The 20,541-nt window shown below is 63.0% G+C and carries 21 protein-coding genes and 1 tRNA gene; 10 read left to right on the top strand and 12 right to left on the bottom strand.

The window, feature by feature from the left end:
- Positions 1 to 69: 69 nt before the first annotated feature.
- The 4 genes from FJV80_RS14370 to msrB all read left to right on the top strand — a co-directional run bounded on the left by FJV80_RS14370 (position 70) and on the right by msrB (position 2,823).
- A complete protein-coding gene (locus FJV80_RS14370; RefSeq protein ID WP_095788500.1) occupies positions 70 to 609 on the top strand; it encodes a sigma-70 family RNA polymerase sigma factor in 540 nt (179 codons plus the stop codon).
- Entirely contained in the window at positions 606 to 1,328 is a 723-nt protein-coding gene (locus FJV80_RS14365) for an anti-sigma factor (protein WP_142876774.1), read from the top strand. Before FJV80_RS14370 ends, FJV80_RS14365 begins: the two co-directional genes overlap by 4 nt.
- A gap of 225 nt (positions 1,329 to 1,553) precedes the next feature.
- Positions 1,554 to 2,111: a fasciclin domain-containing protein gene (locus FJV80_RS14360; protein WP_095773439.1), complete on the top strand. Its 558-nt coding sequence runs from the start codon at positions 1,554 to 1,556 to the stop codon at positions 2,109 to 2,111.
- A 208-nt stretch (positions 2,112 to 2,319) separates the two neighbouring features.
- Positions 2,320 to 2,823, top strand: a complete 504-nt coding sequence (gene msrB / locus FJV80_RS14355) for a peptide-methionine (R)-S-oxide reductase MsrB (RefSeq protein ID WP_095773270.1) — start codon at positions 2,320 to 2,322, stop codon at positions 2,821 to 2,823.
- 175 nt (positions 2,824 to 2,998) lie between these two features.
- Here the strand turns inward: msrB and FJV80_RS14350 are convergent, their stop codons facing one another.
- Both FJV80_RS14350 and FJV80_RS14345 read right to left on the bottom strand, forming a co-directional pair.
- Positions 2,999 to 4,594 carry a DHA2 family efflux MFS transporter permease subunit gene (locus FJV80_RS14350; RefSeq protein WP_142876725.1) on the bottom strand — a complete coding sequence of 532 codons (1,596 nt, stop codon included), beginning with the start codon at positions 4,592 to 4,594 and terminating at the stop codon, positions 2,999 to 3,001.
- Positions 4,595 to 4,666: 72 nt separating this feature from the next.
- Positions 4,667 to 5,854, bottom strand: a complete 1,188-nt coding sequence (locus FJV80_RS14345) for an HlyD family secretion protein (RefSeq protein ID WP_142876724.1) — start codon at positions 5,852 to 5,854, stop codon at positions 4,667 to 4,669.
- 128 nt (positions 5,855 to 5,982) lie between these two features.
- Here FJV80_RS14345 and FJV80_RS14340 point away from each other — a divergent pair, with 128 nt between their 5' ends.
- The gene (locus FJV80_RS14340) at positions 5,983 to 6,717 is read left to right on the top strand and encodes a TetR/AcrR family transcriptional regulator (protein WP_142876723.1); all 735 of its coding nucleotides are present in this window, start codon (positions 5,983 to 5,985) and stop codon (positions 6,715 to 6,717) included.
- Between the two features lie 97 nt (positions 6,718 to 6,814).
- Here the strand turns inward: FJV80_RS14340 and yihA are convergent, their stop codons facing one another.
- From yihA to rpmH, 6 genes are all read right to left on the bottom strand, one after another.
- Positions 6,815 to 7,474, bottom strand: a complete 660-nt coding sequence (gene yihA / locus FJV80_RS14335) for a ribosome biogenesis GTP-binding protein YihA/YsxC (protein ID WP_019862432.1) — start codon at positions 7,472 to 7,474, stop codon at positions 6,815 to 6,817.
- On the bottom strand, positions 7,471 to 8,109 hold the full coding sequence (locus FJV80_RS14330; protein WP_142876722.1) for a CatB-related O-acetyltransferase: 639 nt from the start codon (positions 8,107 to 8,109) through the stop codon (positions 7,471 to 7,473). Before FJV80_RS14330 ends, yihA begins: the two co-directional genes overlap by 4 nt.
- Before the next feature lie 398 nt (positions 8,110 to 8,507).
- Positions 8,508 to 9,068, bottom strand: coding sequence for a fasciclin domain-containing protein (locus tag FJV80_RS14325; RefSeq protein ID WP_142876721.1), 561 nt, complete (start codon positions 9,066 to 9,068; stop codon positions 8,508 to 8,510).
- 166 nt (positions 9,069 to 9,234) lie between these two features.
- Positions 9,235 to 11,046 carry a membrane protein insertase YidC gene (gene yidC / locus FJV80_RS14320; protein WP_142876720.1) on the bottom strand — a complete coding sequence of 604 codons (1,812 nt, stop codon included), beginning with the start codon at positions 11,044 to 11,046 and terminating at the stop codon, positions 9,235 to 9,237.
- 14 nt (positions 11,047 to 11,060) lie between these two features.
- Positions 11,061 to 11,414, bottom strand: coding sequence for a ribonuclease P protein component (rnpA, locus tag FJV80_RS14315; RefSeq protein ID WP_027040889.1), 354 nt, complete (start codon positions 11,412 to 11,414; stop codon positions 11,061 to 11,063).
- Between the two features lie 14 nt (positions 11,415 to 11,428).
- Positions 11,429 to 11,563: a 50S ribosomal protein L34 gene (gene rpmH / locus FJV80_RS14310; protein ID WP_008833937.1), complete on the bottom strand. Its 135-nt coding sequence runs from the start codon at positions 11,561 to 11,563 to the stop codon at positions 11,429 to 11,431.
- A 280-nt stretch (positions 11,564 to 11,843) separates the two neighbouring features.
- Here rpmH and FJV80_RS14305 point away from each other — a divergent pair, with 280 nt between their 5' ends.
- On the top strand, positions 11,844 to 13,331 hold the full coding sequence (locus FJV80_RS14305; protein WP_142876719.1) for a HAMP domain-containing sensor histidine kinase: 1,488 nt from the start codon (positions 11,844 to 11,846) through the stop codon (positions 13,329 to 13,331).
- 277 nt (positions 13,332 to 13,608) lie between these two features.
- Positions 13,609 to 13,685, top strand: a tRNA-Arg gene (locus FJV80_RS14300).
- A 108-nt stretch (positions 13,686 to 13,793) separates the two neighbouring features.
- On the opposite strand, the gene FJV80_RS14295 is transcribed toward FJV80_RS14300, so the two are convergent.
- Entirely contained in the window at positions 13,794 to 15,341 is a 1,548-nt protein-coding gene (locus tag FJV80_RS14295; RefSeq protein WP_142876718.1) for a winged helix-turn-helix domain-containing tetratricopeptide repeat protein, read from the bottom strand.
- A 108-nt stretch (positions 15,342 to 15,449) separates the two neighbouring features.
- On the opposite strand from FJV80_RS14295, the gene FJV80_RS14290 reads away from it, so the two are divergent.
- Positions 15,450 to 15,911, top strand: a complete 462-nt coding sequence (locus FJV80_RS14290) for a cupin domain-containing protein (protein WP_095788677.1) — start codon at positions 15,450 to 15,452, stop codon at positions 15,909 to 15,911.
- 44 nt (positions 15,912 to 15,955) lie between these two features.
- Here the strand turns inward: FJV80_RS14290 and FJV80_RS14285 are convergent, their stop codons facing one another.
- The gene (locus FJV80_RS14285) at positions 15,956 to 16,861 is read right to left on the bottom strand and encodes a LysR substrate-binding domain-containing protein (RefSeq protein WP_095773279.1); all 906 of its coding nucleotides are present in this window, start codon (positions 16,859 to 16,861) and stop codon (positions 15,956 to 15,958) included.
- 112 nt (positions 16,862 to 16,973) lie between these two features.
- On the opposite strand from FJV80_RS14285, the gene FJV80_RS14280 reads away from it, so the two are divergent.
- Both FJV80_RS14280 and FJV80_RS14275 read left to right on the top strand, forming a co-directional pair.
- On the top strand, positions 16,974 to 18,365 hold the full coding sequence (locus tag FJV80_RS14280) for an FAD-binding oxidoreductase (protein ID WP_142876717.1): 1,392 nt from the start codon (positions 16,974 to 16,976) through the stop codon (positions 18,363 to 18,365).
- A gap of 3 nt (positions 18,366 to 18,368) precedes the next feature.
- A complete protein-coding gene (locus tag FJV80_RS14275) occupies positions 18,369 to 19,565 on the top strand; it encodes an MFS transporter (protein ID WP_245437765.1) in 1,197 nt (398 codons plus the stop codon).
- 36 nt (positions 19,566 to 19,601) lie between these two features.
- Here the strand turns inward: FJV80_RS14275 and FJV80_RS14270 are convergent, their stop codons facing one another.
- Positions 19,602 to 19,892, bottom strand: a complete 291-nt coding sequence (locus FJV80_RS14270) for a helix-turn-helix transcriptional regulator (RefSeq protein WP_142876716.1) — start codon at positions 19,890 to 19,892, stop codon at positions 19,602 to 19,604.
- A 111-nt stretch (positions 19,893 to 20,003) separates the two neighbouring features.
- Positions 20,004 to 20,267: a hypothetical protein gene (locus tag FJV80_RS35040; protein ID WP_095773282.1), complete on the bottom strand. Its 264-nt coding sequence runs from the start codon at positions 20,265 to 20,267 to the stop codon at positions 20,004 to 20,006.
- Between the last annotated feature and the right edge of the window lie 274 nt (positions 20,268 to 20,541).

Here is a 20,541-nt window from a genome sequence, read left to right as displayed (position 1 = left end):
CGCCGGACTTTAGGTGCACCGAATATTTCCAGCGTTGCAAATACAACGCAATCGCCTAACTTGGCGCGCATGACGCCGCAGGACATCACCAAGCTGATCGTCCGGACTTCGATGAAGGATCGGGCCGCGTTCGATCTGCTCTACCGGCAGACCAGCGCGAAACTTTTCGGTGTGTGCCTTCGTGTATTGAACGACCGGGGAGATGCTGAAGAAGCGCTACAGGAAGTCTTCGTCAAGATATGGACGAAGGCGGATCGTTTTGCCGTCTCCGATCTGAGCCCGATCTCCTGGCTGGTGGCAATCGCCCGCAACCACGCGATCGATCGCGTCAGGGCGCGGCGCAAGCCTGCCGCCGATATCGATGCCGCGCTTGACGTGGCCGATCCGGCACCGGGACCTGAAGCGATGGTGGTGGCGGGCGACGAATCCGTACGCATCCATCATTGTCTCGAGGAGCTGGAGAAGGACCGGGCGGCGGCCGTCCGGGGCGCTTATCTCAAAGGCGAAAGCTATGCCGAACTGGCGGAGCGCCACGGCGTGCCGCTGAACACGATGCGTACCTGGCTGCGCCGTAGCCTGATGAAACTGAGAGAATGTCTGGAACGATGACACTGGCAGAGGACAATGGACCGGAACGTGGAGGCGACGACCTGTTCGCCGCCGAATACGTTCTCGGTGTTCTGCCGGTGGAAGAGCGGCAGATCGCCTCCAGGCGCATCGACAGCGAGACCGATTTCGCGCGGCTCGTCGATGGCTGGGAGGTACGCCTCTCGCCGTTGGCATCAACCTATGCGGAGGTCGAGCCGCCGCCTTCGGTGAAAGCCGCCGTCGACCGCCGGCTGTTCGCATCGAGCGCGGCCACATCGGCCGAGGCACGCGCCGGCCTGTGGTCCAGCCTCGCCTTCTGGCGCGGCCTTGCCGTGGCTGCGGTCGCGGCCCTGGCGCTCTATATCGCCGTGCCCTATGTCAATCGGCCGGCCGAACAGCCGCAGGCGCGGCTTGTCGCCTCGCTGGCGGCCGACGGCAGCGATGTAAAATATCTCGCCGTCTATGATTCCGAGCGGCATGACGTCAGCCTTTCGCATGTTTCCGGCACGCTCGCTTCCGGCAAGGACTTCGAACTTTGGATGATCGAGGGCAAGAACGCTCCGGTCTCGATGGGCGTCATCCCGGCCGGCGCGACCGCGCATATCGGGGTCTCGCCCGCCACGCAGCAGAAGCTGGCGCAGGGCGCGGTGCTGGCCGTTAGCCTGGAACCGGCCGGCGGCTCGCCGACGGGAGAACCGACCGGACCGGTGGTTGCCGCTGGCGACCTGAAGGGCATCTGACCTGCTGCATATCGCAGCGAAGCCGTCTCCGGAATGTTCCCAATATATCTTATGTAACACATGCCTGGAACAGGTGTGCGTGCCGGCAAGAAGGTACGCCAGCAGATCTCTTTGCCCGAGCGAAAAAATCAAAAATCTGAGAATATTCTGAAACTCGTGCGTTTGTGTGCCGTATCTCCTCGCGTTCCCACAAATGGGAAGAGAAACCCGAGGAGTTTGAACATCATGCGTAGATATGCCACCCTTTTGCTTGCCGGTACGATCGCTATTTCCGCTCTTGCCACCGCGGCCTATGCCGAAAACCCGATGGTTGGCGGCGCCGCCATGTATGCCCAGAAGAACATCGTCGAGAACGCCGTGAAGTCGAAGGATCACACCACGCTGGTCGCCGCCGTCAAGGCCGCTGGCCTGGTCGAGACGCTGCAGGGCGCCGGTCCGTTCACCGTCTTCGCGCCGACCAACGAGGCCTTCGCGGCACTGCCGGCCGGCACGGTCGACACGCTGCTCAAGCCCGAGAACAAGGACAAGCTGACCAAGGTCCTGACCTGCCATGTCATCGGCGCCAAGGCGATGGCGGCGGATGTGGCCTCGATGGCCAAGGCTGACGGCGGCACGCACAAGGTCAAGACGGTCGGCGGCTGCGAGCTGTCGCTGAAGGCCGAGGGCGGCAAGGTCACCGTCACCGACGAGAACGGCAATGTCGCCAATGTGACGATCGCCGATGTCGAGCAGTCCAACGGCGTCATCCACGTCATCGACAAGGTTCTTTTGCCGAAGATGTAACAAGGGGCTTGCCGCGGACGAACCTGCGGCAAGAGCTCTCCGCCGATTGCGTCATCCCGCTCCCGTGATCCGCAATCGACGCGCACGCTCCGCGCCGCGCATGGTCAACCATGGAACGGCGCGGAGTGTCGTTTGGGGCAACCGTCACCGGCTTTTGATTTTGGCGTGGCGGTATAGTTTGGCAAAAGGACAACCGGAGGAACTGGTCATGAACCGTCGCGACTTTCTTTTGAGCGGGGCCGCCGCCATTGGCGTCGTCGGAGCCGCCGCGACCATGCTGCGCATGGGCACTCCGCAGCCCGCGCTGGCGGCCGAGAAGTTCGAGATCACCAAGACGGACGACGAGTGGAAAGCCATATTGTCGCCCGCCGCTTTCGACGTGCTGCGCAAGCAAGGCACGGAATATCCGGGCACTAGCCCGCTGCTCAACGAGCACCGCAAGGGCATTTTCGCCTGCGCAGGCTGCGACCTGCCGGTCTACCCCTCTGAGACGAAATTCGATTCCGGCACCGGCTGGCCGAGCTTCTGGCAGGAGATCGCCAACGGCATCGGCAAGACCGAGGACAGGTCGCTCGGCATGACCCGCACCGAGGTGCATTGCCGCCGCTGCGGCGGTCATCTCGGCCATGTCTTCGACGACGGTCCGGCGCCGACCGGCCTGCGCCACTGCATCAACGGCGTGGCACTGACCTTCAAGCCGGCCACGGCCTGACGAGTTAGACCGGAAACGAAAAACTCCGGGTCTTGCGGCCCGGAGTTTTTTTGCGCGGTCAGAGCTTTTCGGGCGTGGACTGGAGGAACTTCCCGAAACCGCTGCCCACGTGTTGGTTATTCTGTTTTGGCGCAATTCCTGACGGAAAACCGCTTCACACTTTTCCTGGAATTGCTTAGTGCCCGCCGCCCCCACCTCCACTGGGCGCGGCCGGCTTGTTGATCAGCATGGTGAACAGGCCGAGCGTCGCGAACAGCACCGTCAGCATGTAGAACACGTCCATGAAGGACAGCAGCGCCGCCTGCTGATGGACCATGCCCGACAGCTTGGAGATCGCCGCACCGGCCGCGTCGAGGCCTGATGTCTGCTCGAAGTTCAGCGTCATGTTCTGCAGCTTGGTCTGCGCGGCGGCACTGCCCCACTGCACATGCTCGGCCAGCCTCGCATAGTGGAAGGCGTTGCGGTCGATCAGCACGGTGTTGATGAGGGCAAGGCCGACGGCACCGCCGAGGTTGCGGGTGAGGTTGAACAGGCCGGACGCGTTCTTCAGCCGGTCGGGCGGCAAGGTGCCGAGCGCGATGTTGTTGATCGGCACCATGCACAGCATCATCGAACAGCCGCGCAGGATCTGCGGGATGAGCAACTCGTAGAAATCCCAGTCGGCGGTCAGATGCGTCATCCACCAGGTGCCGGTGGCGAAGCCGAAGAAGCCGATCATCATCATCAGCCGCAAATCCATCTTGCTCGACAGGATGCCGGAGATCGGCGCGGTGACGAACATCGCCAGGCCGCTGACGAACAGCGCCTCGCCGATCATCATCGAATCATAGCCGCGGATACGGCCGAGGAAGACCGGATAGAGATAGGTCAGGCCGTAGAGGCCGATGCCGATGACGAAGGAAAACAGCGAGCCGAAGGCAAAGTTGACGTTGCTGAAGGCCCTGAGATCGACGATCGGCTCCTCGGCGGTGAAGACACGCCAGAAGAAGATCACCGCGCCGATGCTCATGACGATGGCGCAGATGAACACGCCCTGGTCCTGCAGCCAGTCATTGTTCGGACCCTCTTCCAGCACATATTCCATGCAGCCGAGGAAGGCCGCCATGCCGGCGAGGCCCCACCAGTCGAACTTGTTGAACAGCTTGAGATTGGGCTTGTCGAAATCGATCAGCGACCAGGCGGCGGTCGCCACCAGGATGCCGGGCACGACATTGACCAGGAACAGCCAGTGCCATGAAAAGGCGTGACTGATATAGCCGCCGACGGTCGGGCCGATGGTCGGCGCCAGCGTCGCCACCAGACCGATCATCGGCGAGACGACGGCGCGCTTGGAGGGCGGAAAGATGGTAAAGGCCGCGGCAAAGACGCTCGGGATCATGCCGCCGCCGATGAAGCCTTGCACGGCGCGGTAGACGATCATCTGGTCGATGTTGGTGGCGGTCGCGGCAAGCGCGCTGGCCGCGGTGAAGCCGGCAGCGGCGATGGTGAACAGCACGCGCGTCGACAGCATCCGGCTGAGGAAGCCCGACAGCGGGATCATGACCACCTCGGCGATCAGATAGGCCGTCTGCACCCACGGAATTTCGTCGGAGCTGGCGCTGAGGCCCGCCTGGATTTCGGCCAGCGAAGCGGAGACGATCTGGATGTCCAGGATCGCCATGAACATGCCGAACACCATCGCCAGGAAGGCGATGACGCGGCGCGTGGAGATGGTGTCAGGAACCGCCGGCCTTGCCGGCGGCGCTCCTGCGGTGATGGTTGCGGTTGCCATTTCATGGGCCTCCTTGAGGCAGGCCGGGCGGCCCAGCGCTTCATCAGCCGCCGAGCCGCCCTCCGAAAGCGCTTAGTTGGTCGTCGCGGCAGGTGCGGTGCGGCTGTCGACGTTGACGACAACGCTCAAGCCAGCACGCAGCTTGCCGGCCTTCAGGGCATCGGCCGGCACGTCGATGCGGACCGGGACGCGCTGCACAACCTTGGTGAAGTTGCCGGTGGCGTTTTCCGGCGGCAGCAGCGAGAAGACCGCGCCTGAGGCAGGAGCGAGCGACGAGACGGTTCCCTGGATGGGATGGCCGTCTATGGCGTCGACCGAGATGTTGACCTTTTCGCCGGGAACCAGGCGGGCAAGCTGCGTCTCCTTGAAGTTGGCGACGATGTAGAGCTTGTCCAACGGCACGACGACGGCGAGCTTCTGGCCAGGGCTGACGAGGTCGCCCTGCTCGACGGAACGGTTGCCGACGACGCCGTCATAAGGCGCCTTGAGCACGGTGAAGGACAGGTCGCGCGCGGCCTTGTCGCGGCTGAGCTGCAGCGAAGCGAGCGTGCTCGCGGACTCGGCGCGCTGCGCCTCGAACACGCCGATATTGGCCTGCGCGGCGGCGATCTGCGCATCGGCGCCAACCAGCGCTGCATTGGCCTGGTCGAGCGCGGTCTGCGCGTCGTCCAGTTGCGCCTGCGTACCGACATGGGTCTTGACCAGCTGTGCGGCGCGCTGCTGGGCACGGGCGGCGTTGTCGGCAGCGGCCCGGTCGGCGACCTTCTGCGCCTGGGCCTGTTGCAGGGACGCCTGTGCTGCCTTGGTCTGCGCGTCGATGCGGTCGAGCGTCTTGGCCAGCGTGGCGATCTGCGCCTCGGTCTGGGCGACGGCGATCTTGTAGTCGCCATCGTCGATCGTCAGCAGCGGATCGCCGGCCTTGACCAGCTGGTTCTCGCTGACCTTGACCTGGTCGACATAGCCGGAGATCTTGGGCGAAACGAACGCCATGTCGGCCTGGACATAGGCATCGTCGGTCGAGATCATGAAACGGCCCGTGGTCCAGTAGTCATAGCCGTACCATGCGCCGCCGCTCAGGAGGGCAAGGCCGATGATCGGCAGCAGGAAGGAGCGCACCGAGCGCTGCTTCTTGGCCGGAGCTTCAGCCGCCGGCGGCGGTGCCACCGGCAGGACGGGAATTTCCGGTGCTTCCGTCGCCGGAGCGACCTTGGCGTTGGGGAAAGGGCGGACTTCGGCAGTGCTGGGCGCGTTCGAGGACATGACATCTCTCTAAAGTAATAATACTGAACCGTTCGGTTCGATCCGGCCGTTGACATAGCGTGAAAAGAGGACCATATCAAGAGGCAATCGAACCGGTTGGTTCGAATTATTTTCGAGGTGTGACTTTTATGGCCGAGACAACGCCCGACGTCGAAAACGACAAATGCGGCGATCTGCTGGAGAGCCTGCGCCGTGGCAGGCCGGCGGCCGGACAGGACCCGGTCAAGCGCAGCCAGATCATCGATGGCGCCCGCCGTGTCTTCATAGACAAGGGCTTCGAGGCCGCCTCGATGAACGACATCACGCGCGAAGCGGGCGTGTCGAAGGGCACCATCTATGTCTACTTCGCCAACAAGGAAGAGCTGTTCGAGGCGCTGATCGAAGAAGAGCGCGGCACTATCTTCAAGAACATGTACGACATGCTCGACCGCGCCGACGATCTGCGCCAGACGCTGGTGAAGTTCGGCACGGTGCTGTCGATGAAGATCACCTCGGCCAAGGTCATCCAGGCGCAGCGCACGGTGATCGGCGCCTCCGACAGGATCCCCGACATGGGCGCGCGGTTCTACGAACGCGGCCCCAAACGCGGCCATGACAAGGTGGTGGAGTTTCTCAATGCCGCCATCGAACGCGGCCTGCTCAAGATCGACGATGTCGATCTTGCCGCCTACCAGTTCACCGAACTGTGCCTGGCCGGCCTCTTCCGGCAGTGCATCTTCGCCTACCGCACCAAGGCTCCGAGCGACGAAGAGATCGACCACATCGTCAGGTCGGGCGTCGGCATGTTCCTGAAGAACTACGGCACCGAACGGCTCGCCGAGGAAGAAAGCCACCAGATGATAGCGCTGGAGGCAAAGGCCTAGAGCGTTTCACCGTTTCATGGAAACGGCGAACCGCTCTAACTCACTGTTTTGACGCAATTCCCAAGGGAAAACCGCTCGCACTTTTCCTGGAATTGCCCTAGCCGCCATTGGCGGCAAGCACGATCGCGGCCTGCAATTCCTCCAGCCCCTCGCCCTTTTCCGATGACGTCGCCAGGACGAACGGAAACGCCGCCGGCCGTTTCTTGATCTTTTGCAGCGTCTCCTCGATCAGCCGCGGTACGCCGGCGACCTTGATCTTGTCGGTCTTGGTCAGCACGATCTGGTAGGACACCGCCGCCTTGTCGAGCAGCGACAGCACCTCGTCGTCCTTGGCCTTGATGCCGTGGCGGGCATCGATCAGCACATAGACCCGCTTCAGCGTCACCCGGCCCTTGAGATAGTCGAAGACCAACTTGGTCCACTCGTCGACCTTCTCCTTGGGCGCGGTGGCGTAGCCGTAGCCCGGCATGTCGACCAGCGCCATCGGCGGCAGGTCGGCGCCCTCGCCCGAAAATCCGTCCGGCACGAAATAGTTGAGTTCCTGCGTGCGCCCCGGCGTGTTGGAGGTGCGCGCCAGCCCTTTCTGGTTGACCAGCGCGTTGATCAGCGACGATTTGCCGACATTGGAGCGGCCGGCAAAGGCGATTTCCGGCGGCCCTTCCGGCGGCAGGAACTTCATGGCCGGCACGCCGCGGATGAAGATCCACCCGCGCGTGAACAGGTCGGTGGTGATCACAGTGCTGTTCAGAGCGTTCAAGCTGCTGCCTCCAGAAGAGAGATGTTGGCGCCCCTGATGGCATCGAGGTTGCGGCCGATCTTGTCCACCGGCCAATGCCACCATGCCAGTGCCAGCAACCGCCTGATCGTCCTGTCGTCGAAACGCATCTTCACCACCTTGGCGGCGTTGCCGGCGACAATGGCATAGGGCGGCACATCGTGCGTCACAACCGATTTGGCGGCGATGATGGCGCCATGGCCGATTTCCACGCCGGGCAGGATCACCGCCTCCATGCCGATCCAGACATCGCTGCCGACCACCGTGTCGCCGCGCACCTCCTTCGACCATGTCGCCGGGTCAAAACCCTGTTCCCAGCCATGGCCGAAAATGTTGAACGGATAGGTGGAAAAGCCGGACATTGCGTGGTTGGCGCCGTTCATGATGAAGCGCGCGCCTTCGGCGATGGCGCAGAACTTGCCGATGATGAGCTTGTCGCCGATGAAGGGATAGTGGTGCAGCACGCATTTCTGCGCGAATTTGTCCGGTCCCTCCGGGTCGTCATAATAGGTGAAGTCGCCGATCTCGATGTTCGGCTCCGTCACCAGCGGCTTCAGGAAGCCGACGCGCGTGTGCATCGGGATCGGGTGCTTGATGTTGGGGTTGGGTCCGTCCATGTCGGTTCGTCCGGGAATTGGCAGACAGGCGCATCCGCTGCCGGAGGCGACTGGTCAAAATAACGTGATCCGCCCTATAGCACCAATCGGCCGGGGAGCGAGTCTTCCGTGCGTGCCAGGCTCATGTGTTGCCGCTCTTGCTGCGCAAGCCAGGCACGCCGGCCAAGCTCGACCATCGTGCCGTGATGGAATGATGCGCCGGAAACGGTTGATGTTCGATCGCTGAAGCCCAGCGTCTTCACGGTACACAAAAAGAAACCGGGGCCCTGTGAGTGACTACAGGACCCCGGCCTCGCCGATAACGACTTCCCCAAGAAACTTGGCACCTCGTCACGAGGCGGGATGGCAGGCCAAGAAAGCCCCAACGACCTGCCACTGCCCCCTTTCGCCGGAAGACGCTATTTCGGCAACAGCACCTTGCTGACGACATGGATGACGCCGTTCGACTGGTTGACGTCGGCGATGGTCACCTTCGCCTCGCCGCCGGACTCGTCCACGATGTAGAGCTTGCCCTTCTTGACCTCGGCGGTCAGCGTGTCGCCGGAGACGGTCTTCATCTCGTATTTGCCGCCCATCGCCTTGGCTTGCTTCATCATCTCGGCGCCTGAAATCTTGCCGGCCACGACATGCGCGGTCAGCACCTTGGTGAGCTTGTCCTTGCTCTCGGGCTTGAGCAGCGTATCGACCGTGCCGGCCGGAAGTGCCGCGAAGGCCTCATTGGTCGGCGCGAAGACGGTGAACGGGCCGGCGCCCTGCAGCGTGTCGACCAGGCCGGCGGCCTTGACGGCGGCGACGAGCGTGGTGTGGTCCTTCGAATTGACGGCGTTCTCGACGATGTTCTTGGTGGTGTACATCGGCGCCCCGCCGACAACAGGGTTCTTGGCGTAGGCGGGGGCGGCAATCGCCACGCCGGCGACGAGAGCGGAAACGGCGATGATCCTGAACGACGGCAAGCGCATGTGGTCTTCCTCCGGGTGAGGGCTGATCGGAATTGATAGCCTTTGGAAATGCACACGCAGTCACGCTCCGCGACCGCTTGCAGTTTCGCCGATCACGGGAACGTGAACGAATGTCCGCCCAAAGAAAAAGCCCGGACGAACCGGGCTTTTAGAGAGAGGGGAGCTTTTATTCCGCCGGCGACGGTTTCTTTTTGAACAGTGCCATCAGATTGTCCCATAGCTCGATCTTGGCGCCCTGGCGCTTCATGATCACACCCTGCTGGAGGATCGACAGCGTGTTGTTCCAGGCCCAGTAGATGACGAGGCCGGCCGGGAAGCCCGCCATCATGAAGGTGAAGATAACAGGCATCCAGGTGAAGATCGCGGCCTGCGTCGGATCCGGCGGCGTCGGGTTCATGCGCATCTGCAGGAACATGGTGACGCCCATGATCAGCGGCCAGACACCGATCATCAGCATGTGCGGCAACGTGATCGGAACCAGGCCGAACAGGTTGAAGATCGAGGTCGGATCGGGCGCCGCCAGATCCTGGATCCAGCCGAAGAACGGCGCATGGCGCATCTCGATGGTGATGTAGAGCACCTTGTAGAGCGAGAAGAAGACCGGGATCTGCAGCGCCACCGGCCAGCAGCCGGCAAGCGGATTGATCTTCTCGGTCTTGTACAGCTCCATCATCGCCTGCTGCTGCTTCATCTTGTCGTCCGCGTATTTCTCGCGGATCTCCAGCATCTTGGGCTGCACCTTCTTCATGTTCGCCATCGACGCGTAGGACTTGTTGGCGAGCGGAAAGAAGATGGCCTTGACGATGACGGTGGTGGCGAGGATCGCCAGGCCGAAATTGCCGAGGAATTTGTAGAGCGTGTCGATCAGCCAGAACATCGGCTTGGTGATGAAGTGGAACCAACCCCAGTCGATCAGAAGGTCGAACCGCTTGATGTGGCGCTCTTCGGCATAGGCGTTGATCTTGGCGACTTCCTTGGCGCCGGCGAAGACCTCGGTCTCGACGGTCGCCGACTGGCCGGCCTCGACATTGATCGCGTCGGTCAGGAAGTCGGACTGATAGCGGTGGCGGCCATCCTCGAAATAGGCATAGCGCGGCTGGAACGGCTGCTTCTCTGTCGGCACAAGCGTGACGGCCCAATATTTGTCGGTGATGCCGAGCCAGCCGTCGCTCGACTTGCCCGGCTGGTATTGCTTGTCCTTCTCGATGGACGCGTATTTGTGTTCCTGCAGGCCTTCGGTGCCGGTGAAGCCGATCAGGCCTTCATGCAGCACATAGGTGCTGGCGACGGCCGGTTTGTCGTAGCGGGTGACGCGGCCGTAGTTGAACAGCGAAACCGCGCTGGTGCCGGAATTCTGCACCGTGTCGGTGACCGTGAACATGTAGTTGGCGTCGACGGAGAAGGTGCGCTTGAAGGTCAGGCCCTTGTCATTGGTGTAAGTGAGCGTCACCGGCGTCGACGGGCTCAGCGTCGGATTGCCGTCGACATTCCACACCGTTTCGGCACCCGGCACCATGCCGGTCTTGTCGTTGCCGACGAAGCCGATCTCGGCGAAATAGCCGGTAGGCAGCGCCTGCGGGTTGAGCAGTTCTATCTCGGGCGAATTCTTGTCGACGGTCTCGGTGTAGTGCTTGAGCTTGAGGTCGTCGAGGCGGGCGCCGGTCAGGTTGATCGAGCCCTCGAGGCTCGGCGTGTCGATCTTGACGCGCTTGGAAGCGGCCAGCGCCTGACCGCGGCCGGCCGCGGTGACGGTGTGACCGCCGGGCGCGTTGGGAATGGTGCCCGGCGCCGGAGCCGGCGTTCCAGCACCCGGATTGGCGGCCTCGGCCGCCTTCTTCTGCTCTTCCACCCGCTGCTGCTCGATCTTGGCGGCCTCGCGCTGCTGCTCGACGCGCGGGTTCATGTAGAAAACCTGCCACAAAGTCAGGATCAGCACCGACAGCGCGATGGTGATGAAGAAGTTCCGGTTGTTTTCCATCGAGAGCCCTTGGCCTATCGTGTTCCGCGAAGTCGGCGGGAGAGTTCGGCCTTCAACTGGCCGAAGGGGGCGCGCAGCGCATCATCGCGCCCGACGATGACATAATCATTGCCGGGCACCATGTCATCTGCGGCATGGACGCGGACGGCCTCTTTAAGCCGCCGCCTGACGCGGTTGCGCACAACAGCGTTGCCGACCTTCTTGGTGACGGTGTAGCCGACGCGCGGCACTCCGCCATCGCCGCGGTCGAGGACCTCGACGAGGAAAAACCGTCCGCGTCGCTTTTCACCACGACGGACGGCCAGGAATTCCGCGCGTTTCAGAAGCCGCTTGGGATTTTGCCCCACTGGCTTGCCGGTTGCGGGCAACGATATCGTCTCGCTTAGGCGCTGAGCCGCTTGCGGCCGCGGTTGCGGCGAGCTGCGACGACGCCACGACCACCCTTGGTGGCCATGCGGGCACGGAAACCGTGCCGGCGTTTGCGGACGAGTTTGGACGGTTGGTAGGTACGCTTCATTTGTTTTAATACCGCGGGGTGCGGCCCTTCTTGATTCTGTCACTCTGTAACAGGAGCTTTGCCGGGCCGGCTTTGGCGCGATCGAAACCGCGCCGGGACGAATGGCCCGAGCGTGAGCGGGCTTATAGAAAGAAGGGTTTTGGAAGTCAATCCGGCGCCAGTGCGGCGTGGACGCAGGCTTCATGACGGTAATTTAATGTTCCGGCCAAAGGATGAAATTGGCAAAAATGCCGTAATCGCCTAATCTTGGCCGATCAAGTGATTGTGAAGACAGGAACGCATGAGCGAAACCAGCCAAGCGGGGGAAGGGAACGGAACGGCGCCCGCCGCCGTCCGCACGGTACCTCTGTCGCGCGGCCTGTCGACGAAACTGCTGCTGCTGACGATCGTTTTTGTGCTTCTGGCCGAAGTGCTCATCTTCCTGCCCTGGATCGCCAGCTACCGGCTGAGCTGGCTCAAGGAACGGCTGAGCACAGCGGCGGCCGTGTCGATCGTGCTGGTGCAGGGCGAGTCGACTTCGCTGTCGCGCACGGCGCAGAATGACGTGCTGATGGCGATCGGCGCCAAGGCGATCGCGGTGCGCGACGGCGGCGTCTCGCGGCTTCTGGTGGTGGCGGACATGCCGCCTCAGGTCGACGAGCATATCGACCTCGCCAGCGTCGGCATGATCAAGGGCATGACCGGCGCGCTCGATACGCTGTTCTTCGGCGGCGACCGGATGCTGCGCGTCTTCGGTCCGGTCGGCGACAGCGACAAGGAATTCGAGCTGATCATGCCGGACTACTCGCTGCGCAAGGCCATGCTCATCTATTCGCGCAACGTCGCCTTCGTCTCGCTGCTGATCTCGCTGTTCACCGCCATGCTGGTCTATGCCGCGATCGACCTGATCATGATCGGGCCGATCCGCACCATGACGCGCTCGATGCTGTCCTTCTCCGAAGCGCCCGACGATCCCGGCCGCATCATCCGTCCCGCCGCCCGCTCCGATGAGATCGGCGTCGCCGAACGCGAGCTGTCGCAGATGCAGGAGCGGCTGCAGAAGATGCTTTCGGAGCAGAAACACCTTGCCGATCTCGGCCTGGCGGTGTCGAAGATCAACCACGACATGCGCAACATCCTGGCCTCGGCGCAGCTGATATCGGACCGCCTGCGCCAGGTCAGGGACCCAACCGTGCAGGCCTTCGCGCCGAAGCTCTTGCGCGCGCTCGACCGGGCCGTCTCCTATTCGGAAGGCGTGCTGCACTATGGCCGCACGCAGGAGCCGCCGCCTTCGCGCCGCCGGGTGCGGCTGCGCCAGCTGGTCGAGGACGTGCACGGCCTGCTCGACATCGAGGAAGGCATCGAGTTCATCAACGCCGTCGAGGCGGCTTTCGAGGTGGACGCCGATTCCGACCAGCTGTTCAGGGTGCTCACCAATCTGTGCCGCAACTCGGTGCAGGCGATGGCGGCCGACACGGAGAGCGCCGTGGTGCGGCGGCTCGCCGTATCGGCCGAGCGCATGGGCAGCGTCAGCCGCATCGCCGTCACCGATACCGGCCCCGGCCTGCCGCCGAAGGCGCGCGAAAACCTGTTCGCGGCGTTCCGCGGCTCGGCGCGCAGCGGCGGCACCGGCCTTGGCCTGGCGATCGCTCACGAACTGATCCGGGCGCATGGCGGTACTGTGGAACTGGTCGAATCGATCGGCGGGCGCACCACTTTCACCGTCACCATTCCCGACCAGCCGGTGCGGCTCGATCAGGCCCGCGGCAGCCTGCGCCGCCCGGCGTGACGGCCTCGGCGCTGTTTTCCCGAGGCTTCTGCCCTTCGAGCCTGACGCTTTCGATGAGCTTCGCCCGAGACTTTTCCCCTCTCTGCCTGAGCGAGACCGGCTTCGCGGCAGCTTCAAAGCCCTGGGATCGGGGCCGTCGTCACCGGATGACACGCCCACGACAAAACTTTTGCCGGATCGGCTTGCTTTTCCCAAATTCAGTCGTTAGGGAACTGCACACATTCGCGGCCGGTCCTTCGGATCGGATCGCGGGGCCGTTGAAAACATGGCCTGATGCGCGCCCGTAGCTCAGCTGGATAGAGCACCAGACTACGAATCTGGGGGTCAGGAGTTCGAATCTCTTCGGGCGCGCCATTTCATCCACTGCCACCGCGCGACGCCACAATTTCCCGCCGATAGCCGCCGGAACCTCGCCCGAGCCGAGATCGGGAAATGGCGGAAGGCGAAAAGCGCAGCAGCACGCTACTCCGGGAGCCCGGCGGTCCGCAGCGCATCGCCAAGAGTTGCCGCAAGCGCCGGGGCACAATTCACCCCGGCGAACTGGCGGCCATAGCGGAATGCTGGATGCAGTTCGAGCACCCTCGCGGCGGCTGCCTTTGCTTCTTCCAGCCGTCCGAGTTTCACGAGCGCCGCGGCCAATTGCACATAAGTGATGCTGTGCGCGGGATTGGCCTGAACTGACCTGTAGGCCGCACGGCAGGATTCCTCATAGCGGCCGCGCAGCAGATGGCTCATCGCCTGTGCGTCGAACGCGGCGAAGGTCCATGGATCGAACGGGCTGAGCCGCATGCCGCGCTCGCTCCATTCGATGGCCCGTTCGGCGTCGCCGGCCCACCCGAGAATGACGCTGCCAAGGATGTAGGTCAGTGCCGACGATGGACTGATGGCGAGTGCGGCTTCCAGCGCGGTGAAAGCAGCGCCGCGGTCGTGCCCATCCATGCCAATGGAAAACCCCGCGAGCGTCAGCGCCGCCGCATCGTCCTGTCCGTGCAGAATCGCGGAACGGGCGTGGCGGATCGAAGCGGCACGGTTGGCTTCCTGCAAGCCGGCGCGGAGGAAGAGGCAATGGTGGCACATCGCCGCGCTGCCGTGCGCCAACGCGTAGGCGGGATCGAGTTCGATCGCACGTTCGAGCAACACAAGCGCTCGCGTGATCTGCTCAGGCATGCCGGAATCGACATCGAGCTGGGCTCGGAGCACGAGATCGTAGGCATCGAGACTGTCGGGACGCTTGCGCTTCACCCTGTCGATTTCGGCACGCCGTATGCTTGGTGCAATTGCGCCAACGGCCGACAGCGCGATCTCATCCTGAAGCGCGAAGATATCGTCGGAGCTGCGGTCGTAGCGTTCGGCCCACACATGAGCGCCGGTCGATGCATCGATCATCTGGCCGGTCACACGCACGTTGCAGCCCGCCTTTCGCACGCTGCCTTCGAGCACGTAGCGCACGCCAAGTTCGCGACCGACCTGCTTCACGTCCACGGCACGACCCTTGTAGGCGAAGGTCGAGTTTCGCGCGATGACGAACAGCCACTTAATGCGTGCGAGGCCCGTGATGATGTCGTCGACCATCCCTTCGGCGAAGTAGTTCTGCTCTGGATCGCCGCTCAGGTTCGAGAACGGCAGAACCGCGACGGATGGCTTGTCGGGCAATGTCAGTGCCGACCCGGCAGGGGCAGGATCATTGGCCGTAACGGCCGGTCCGACATAGCGATAGCCGCGCCGCGGCAACGTTTCGATCCAGCTCTCCGCATCCGCCGCCTGCGCCAGCACCCGGCGCAAGGCTGCGATCTGAACCGTCAGATTGTTGTCGGCAACCGCCAATCCGCCCCAGCCGGCCTCGACCAGCGCGTCCTTTGACACCGGTACGCCCGCGTTTTCGAGCAGTTGACGCAGCAGCGCGACAGCGCGCCGCCCAAGCATGGTCGGCTCGGTCCCTCGGTAGAGAATGCCCGCCGCCGGATCGAGGCGGAACGGGCCGAACCGGTAGATGTCGCCTCCGATTGTCATTCAACGCTTTTAGCAGATTTTTAGGAACGGATTCACGACTTCCCGGCACGGAGCACCGATCTTACGCACGTGCCTGCAGAAATCAGCACATGGTCGATGGAGGATCACATGAGCGCCGATGCCGTCATTCGCATGCCCGATGAGAAGAACGGAGTCATGCTGCGTGGTCATCCTATGGTCTTCCTCGTCACCGGCGAACATACCAAGCACACGAGCATGTTCGACTGGACGATCCCGGCGGGGTTCGCCACCGGGCGGCATGTTCACCGGGTGCAGGAGGAGACCTTCTACCTGCTCGAGGGCGAGTGTGAGTGGCATGTCGGCGACAAAACGATCCGCGCAACGCCCGGAACCTATCTGTTCATCCCGCCATGCGTGCCACACAACATCACGAATGTCAGCGAGAAACCGGCCCGCGTGCTGATGACAGTCTCTCCGCCCGGGCATGAGCACTATTTCGAAGAACTCGCGAAACTCGCTGCGCAGGGTGCGCCGGACCCAAAGGCGCTCGCCGATCTGCGAAACCGCTATGACACGGATCAGCTCTCGACTTTGACGACAAGACCGTGAGATCGATCAGGGCCGCAACGTCGCCAGTCGCCGGTTTTCCGTCTTCAACTGAGCGCCCTCAGCCACATCGAGAAGGCCGCGATGGCCGGCATCCGCGGACTGTGGGCCATGGAGACGAGATAAAATCCGTAGCCGGGCAGGGAGAGCGGATGCGCCTTCACCAGCAGTCCGTTTCTCAATTCATTGCTCACGACCACGTCACTGCAGATCGCAACTCCCTGTCCGCCGACAACGGCATCGATCGCATGGAGCTCCTCGCGGAAACTCAGGTCCCAGACCTTTTCGAGGGGGGTGAAATCGGGATCGATCGACCGTGCAACCGCCAGCCATTGCCGCCAGGTCGGCGCTTCCGGATCGCGGTTCATCCAGTCATAGTGGATCAAAGGAAGACGCAGGAGATCCGCAGCCCGCGTGATCGGTCCATGGCGCTCCAGCAGATGTGGGCTGCAAACGGGAATGTATACGTCCCGAAACACCTCGTGTGCCACAAAATCGAGCGGCGGCTTTCGCGCATAGCGGATTGCGACGTCCGCGGCGCCCGCCCTCAGATCGAGGACGGTGTCCGTGCCGATGATCTCCAAAGGGACGGCGGGGTTTGCTTCACGCCATTTCGGCAGTTGCGGAACCAGCCATTTGCTGGCGAACGCGTTCGGGCTCGTCACGCGCAACGGCGCTTGTACATCCTCTTCGATCAATAGCGCCACCGCCGAGGCCAACGCGTCGAAGCCATTGCGCAAGGCCGGATAGAGACGAGCGCCCGCGCTCGTCAGGAGCAACGGCCGCGGGCGGCGTTGGAACAGCTTGACACCGCAGGCCTCTTCCAACTGTCGGATCTGGTGGCTGATTGCCGTCGGCGTCACGCCGAGCTCCTTCGCGGCGGTCCCGAAGCTGTGATGCCGGGCTGCGGCCTCGAAGGCATGGAGCGCGCGAAGCGGTGGAAGCTTCCTCATTCCATCAGCGTAGATGAGATTTTCTCATCCAGCACCTGAATTCTTCGATTTTGAAATGGTTTGGCACTCCATGAGATGATGGCATGGGCATTTGCGGCGAGGAGCAGATCGGATGGAGCAGCGACAGCCATATGACGGCCTGATAGGCAAATCGCGCCCCGGACCTCGGCCCACCCCACGGCCACGGCTCAAGGGCAATGTGATCCTCGAGGGGAACGCCGGTTACGACGAGGCGCGTAAGGTCTGGAATGGCGCCATCGATAAAAAGCCGGCCATGATTGCCTACTGCGCCGATGCCCAGGATGTGGTTGAGGCTGTGACGTTCGCGAGATCCAGCGCGCTCCCGGTAGCCGTCCGCAGCGGAGGCCACAATGTCGCTGGCCTCTCGGTCTGTGACGGCGGCATGGTCATCGACCTGTCGCGGATGAGACGCATCGATGTCGATCCGGTCCGTCGAACCGCGCGCGCGGAGGCCGGCCTCGATCTGGGCGAATTCGATCGTGCCACGCAGGCGCACGGACTGGCGACCACCATGGGCATCAACAGCGATACCGGTATCGCCGGGCTCACGCTTGGCGGCGGCTTCGGCAAGCTCGGGCGAAAATACGGGCTGACCTGCGACAATCTGATTGCCGCCGAAGTGGTGACCGCCGAGGGACAGATCCTGAGGGCCAGCGCGACCGAACACCCGGACCTGTTTTGGGGCTTGAGGGGCGGCGGCGGCAATTTTGGCATCGTGACGGCGTTTGAATACCAGTTGCATGCGATCGGCACTTCACTGCTTGTCGCGTCGGCGCTTCATCCTTACGATCAGGCGCGTGGCGCCATGCAGTTCTATGATGAATTCGCCCGAAACGCTGCCGATGAGGTAAACGTCGATGCAGCTCTCGTAACGCTGCCGTCGGGCGACCGGTTCTTCAGCATCGCCGGCAGCTATGTCGGTTCGCAACATGACGGCGAGCTTGCCCTTTCACCGATCGTCAAGTTCGGCTCGCCCGTCGAGACACGCCTGGCAACTGTCCCTTATCTTGAGATTCAGTCGGGCGGCGATGCCCTGTTTCCGCGCGGCCGCCGCTACTATTGGAAGGCGCAATTCCTGCGCCAGATCAGCATAGGCGCGATTGATGCGCTGCTCGACGCCTATGCGCGAGCTCCCAACACCTCGTCTTTGCTGGTTTTCCAGCACGTCGGCGGGGCAATCGCACGGGTTCCGATAGCGGATTCACCCTACGCCAATCGCGATGCGGCCTTCGACTGCTTTCCGATCGCGATCTGGAACGATCCGGCCGATGACGACGCGAACATGGGTTGGGCGCGCGAGCTGTGGAGCGCCCTCAGGCCCTATTCGACCGGCGGTGTCTATGCCAACAATCTCGGTGACGAGGGCGAGGACCGGGTGCGTGACGCCTATGGTGAAAATTACGCACGCCTTGTCGCGCTCAAGGACAAATACGATCCGACCAATTTCTTCCGTCTCAACCAGAATATCAAGCCGACGGCATAGCCTATGGCATTGGGCGAAATCCAGGTGCGAAGCCGCTGGACGATTCTTGCTGTCCTGTTCGTCGCTCGTGCCGCCATCGCTTTTCAGTTTCAGAGCGTCGCGGCCGTCGCGCCACAGCTCAGCCAGGCTCTCGGCGCGAGCCTGGCCGATATCGGTGTTCTGATCGGACTCTATTTTGCGCCGGGCGCCATGCTGGCCTTGCCTGGCGGCGCGATCGGCCGCCGCTATGGCGACAAGGTGACGGTCCTCGCCGGACTGGTGATGATGCTGGCCGGCGAACTGCTGATGACCGCGTCACCGTCATGGAGCGCGCAGATAGCGGGCCGACTGACGGCGGGCATCGGCGGTGTTCTCCTGAACGTTCTGATGACCAAGATGGTCGCGGACTGGTTTGCCGGTCGGGAAATCGCCACCGCGATGGCCGTTTTCATCAACTCGTGGCCGGCTGGCATCGCAATCTCGCTGATGCTGTTGCCAGCAATCGGAGCGACATTCGGGCTGCATGCCGTCAACCTTGCGGTCGCGGGGTTGATCCTGATCGGTCTCTGCCTCGTGACTTTGGTCTATCGCGCGCCAGATGCGCCCGTCGCGGTCAAAGCAGAGCGCGGCAACCTGACCGCCGGCACGGTCTGCGCGGTGATTGCCGCCGGCTTGATCTGGTGCCTCTACAATATCGGCTTTGCGATGATCTTCAGTTTCGGGCCGTCGATGCTTGTCGAGCGAGGCTGGTCCAGTGCGGCCGCCGGACCAACCATCAGTATCGTGCTCTGGCTCGCCGTGCTTTCGGTTCCGTTCGGCGGCTTCCTCGCCGATCGGACCAAACGCGGAGAGACCATCGTCGTCACAGGCTGCATTGCCTTCGCGCTACTGACACTTCTCCTGTCGCGAAGCGGCGCCGTGCTTCCCATCGTCGTCGCTCTTGGAATCTTCTGCGGCTTGCCGGCTGGTGCGATCATGAGCCTGCCCGCGCGCGTGCTCGAACAGAAAACGCGGCCGATCGGAATGGGATTATTCTACACGGTCTACTACGCCGGCATGCTGGCCGGACCGGCGATCGGAGGAAAGCTCTCCACATCGGTCGGCTCCGCGAGCGCCGCGCTCGACTTCGGCGCCGTCGCGCTCCTGGTTTGCCCGGTCATCCTGTGGCTCTTTCGTCGTATCGTTGCCGGCCGGTATCGGCCGGCCGCTTCACCGACTTGAGCGCGAGGCGGAGGTCACGCAAGGTCTGCGCTCCGGCTATTGTCGGTCGTAAAGTCCACAGGCCGCGATAAGGCGCACCAACTCCGCCTGTCGCCGCGTCTCCGTCTTTTCGGATAGGTGCTGCAGCTGGGTGCGGGCCGTGCCCGGGCTGATTTCAAGCTCATCCGCGACCATCTGAAGCCCTTCGCCGCGTGCGATCGCCATGGCCGCGGCGGCTGCGGCCGCGGTCAGCCGACAGAGATTGCTCAACTGGTCCTGCGCGGTCTGCGGCGCGCTGTCCGGATCGGCCACGAACACGATCGCGGCGGGGATCGCAGGCCGGACCATTCACTGTTTGAGGGACCAGAGCGCTTGGAATGCGCTTCCGCAGGGCGTGAACCGCAAGGTCGCGTCATAGCTGGTCCTAACCGTACACGAAAGGCCGCCTAGCTCCCGCGCCTAAGGCACTGCGCCGGACAACATTAGAACGATGCCGACCGCTATCATTAGCAGCCCTGGCCAGTTGCGCGAGAAGCCGAGAAACCCGAGCCCACGCCGGCGCGGCTCAAGAGTTGGGCCAGGCGTTGCCAGCCTTGAGGCCGACCGGTCGGCTGGAGTGCCGTGCGGTGCCAAATTGCTGAGCCGACCGTATGAGAGTGCCGCGCCTGCCATGTAGACAATGCCAGCGATGATGAGTAACGCACCGATGAGGATGACAGTCAATTTTCGTCCTCCTCTCTTTAGCTTTCCAAGCCTGGCCCCGCAAATGAATGAAACGATCGTGACGGCTGACAGTTCCGGCAGGAGTGCCCAATCGGCTTGGACGTGTCGGGCCCGATGAAGGTGAGCGACCGTACGAGGCCGGCGCTTTCGCCACCTACGCAGGACCGGAGGTCAGTGCCGCGGGGAAACTCAGCGTTCTGGCTCCAATCGGCCAAACAACTGCTCGGCGACCAGCATAAGGGCCTTGCCCACCATCGCGATGCCGGAAATTTGG

This window comes from Mesorhizobium sp. WSM4310, assembly GCF_007003935.1.
Classification (GTDB): Bacteria; Pseudomonadota; Alphaproteobacteria; order Rhizobiales; family Rhizobiaceae; genus Mesorhizobium.
The sequence above is the reverse complement of the archived record's forward strand: the minus strand, read 5'-3'. Positions and strand labels throughout refer to the sequence as shown.

Excerpts from the sequence above, each read along its gene's own strand:
- FJV80_RS14370 (WP_095788500.1), top strand. The coding sequence starts at position 70 with ATGACGCCGCAGGACATCACCAAGCTGATCGTCCGGACTTCGATGAAG.
- FJV80_RS14365 (WP_142876774.1), top strand. The coding sequence starts at position 606 with ATGACACTGGCAGAGGACAATGGACCGGAACGTGGAGGCGACGACCTG.
- FJV80_RS14360 (WP_095773439.1), top strand. The coding sequence starts at position 1,554 with ATGCGTAGATATGCCACCCTTTTGCTTGCCGGTACGATCGCTATTTCC.
- msrB (WP_095773270.1), top strand. The coding sequence starts at position 2,320 with ATGAACCGTCGCGACTTTCTTTTGAGCGGGGCCGCCGCCATTGGCGTC.
- FJV80_RS14350 (WP_142876725.1), bottom strand. The coding sequence starts at position 4,594 with ATGGCAACCGCAACCATCACCGCAGGAGCGCCGCCGGCAAGGCCGGCG.
- FJV80_RS14345 (WP_142876724.1), bottom strand. The coding sequence starts at position 5,854 with ATGTCCTCGAACGCGCCCAGCACTGCCGAAGTCCGCCCTTTCCCCAAC.
- FJV80_RS14340 (WP_142876723.1), top strand. The coding sequence starts at position 5,983 with ATGGCCGAGACAACGCCCGACGTCGAAAACGACAAATGCGGCGATCTG.
- FJV80_RS14330 (WP_142876722.1), bottom strand. The coding sequence starts at position 8,109 with ATGGACGGACCCAACCCCAACATCAAGCACCCGATCCCGATGCACACG.
- FJV80_RS14325 (WP_142876721.1), bottom strand. The coding sequence starts at position 9,068 with ATGCGCTTGCCGTCGTTCAGGATCATCGCCGTTTCCGCTCTCGTCGCC.
- yidC (WP_142876720.1), bottom strand. The coding sequence starts at position 11,046 with ATGGAAAACAACCGGAACTTCTTCATCACCATCGCGCTGTCGGTGCTG.
- rpmH (WP_008833937.1), bottom strand. The coding sequence starts at position 11,563 with ATGAAGCGTACCTACCAACCGTCCAAACTCGTCCGCAAACGCCGGCAC.
- FJV80_RS14305 (WP_142876719.1), top strand. The coding sequence starts at position 11,844 with ATGAGCGAAACCAGCCAAGCGGGGGAAGGGAACGGAACGGCGCCCGCC.
- FJV80_RS14295 (WP_142876718.1), bottom strand. The coding sequence starts at position 15,341 with ATGACAATCGGAGGCGACATCTACCGGTTCGGCCCGTTCCGCCTCGAT.
- FJV80_RS14290 (WP_095788677.1), top strand. The coding sequence starts at position 15,450 with ATGAGCGCCGATGCCGTCATTCGCATGCCCGATGAGAAGAACGGAGTC.
- FJV80_RS14285 (WP_095773279.1), bottom strand. The coding sequence starts at position 16,861 with ATGAGGAAGCTTCCACCGCTTCGCGCGCTCCATGCCTTCGAGGCCGCA.
- FJV80_RS14280 (WP_142876717.1), top strand. The coding sequence starts at position 16,974 with ATGGAGCAGCGACAGCCATATGACGGCCTGATAGGCAAATCGCGCCCC.
- FJV80_RS14275 (WP_245437765.1), top strand. The coding sequence starts at position 18,369 with ATGGCATTGGGCGAAATCCAGGTGCGAAGCCGCTGGACGATTCTTGCT.
- FJV80_RS14270 (WP_142876716.1), bottom strand. The coding sequence starts at position 19,892 with ATGGTCCGGCCTGCGATCCCCGCCGCGATCGTGTTCGTGGCCGATCCG.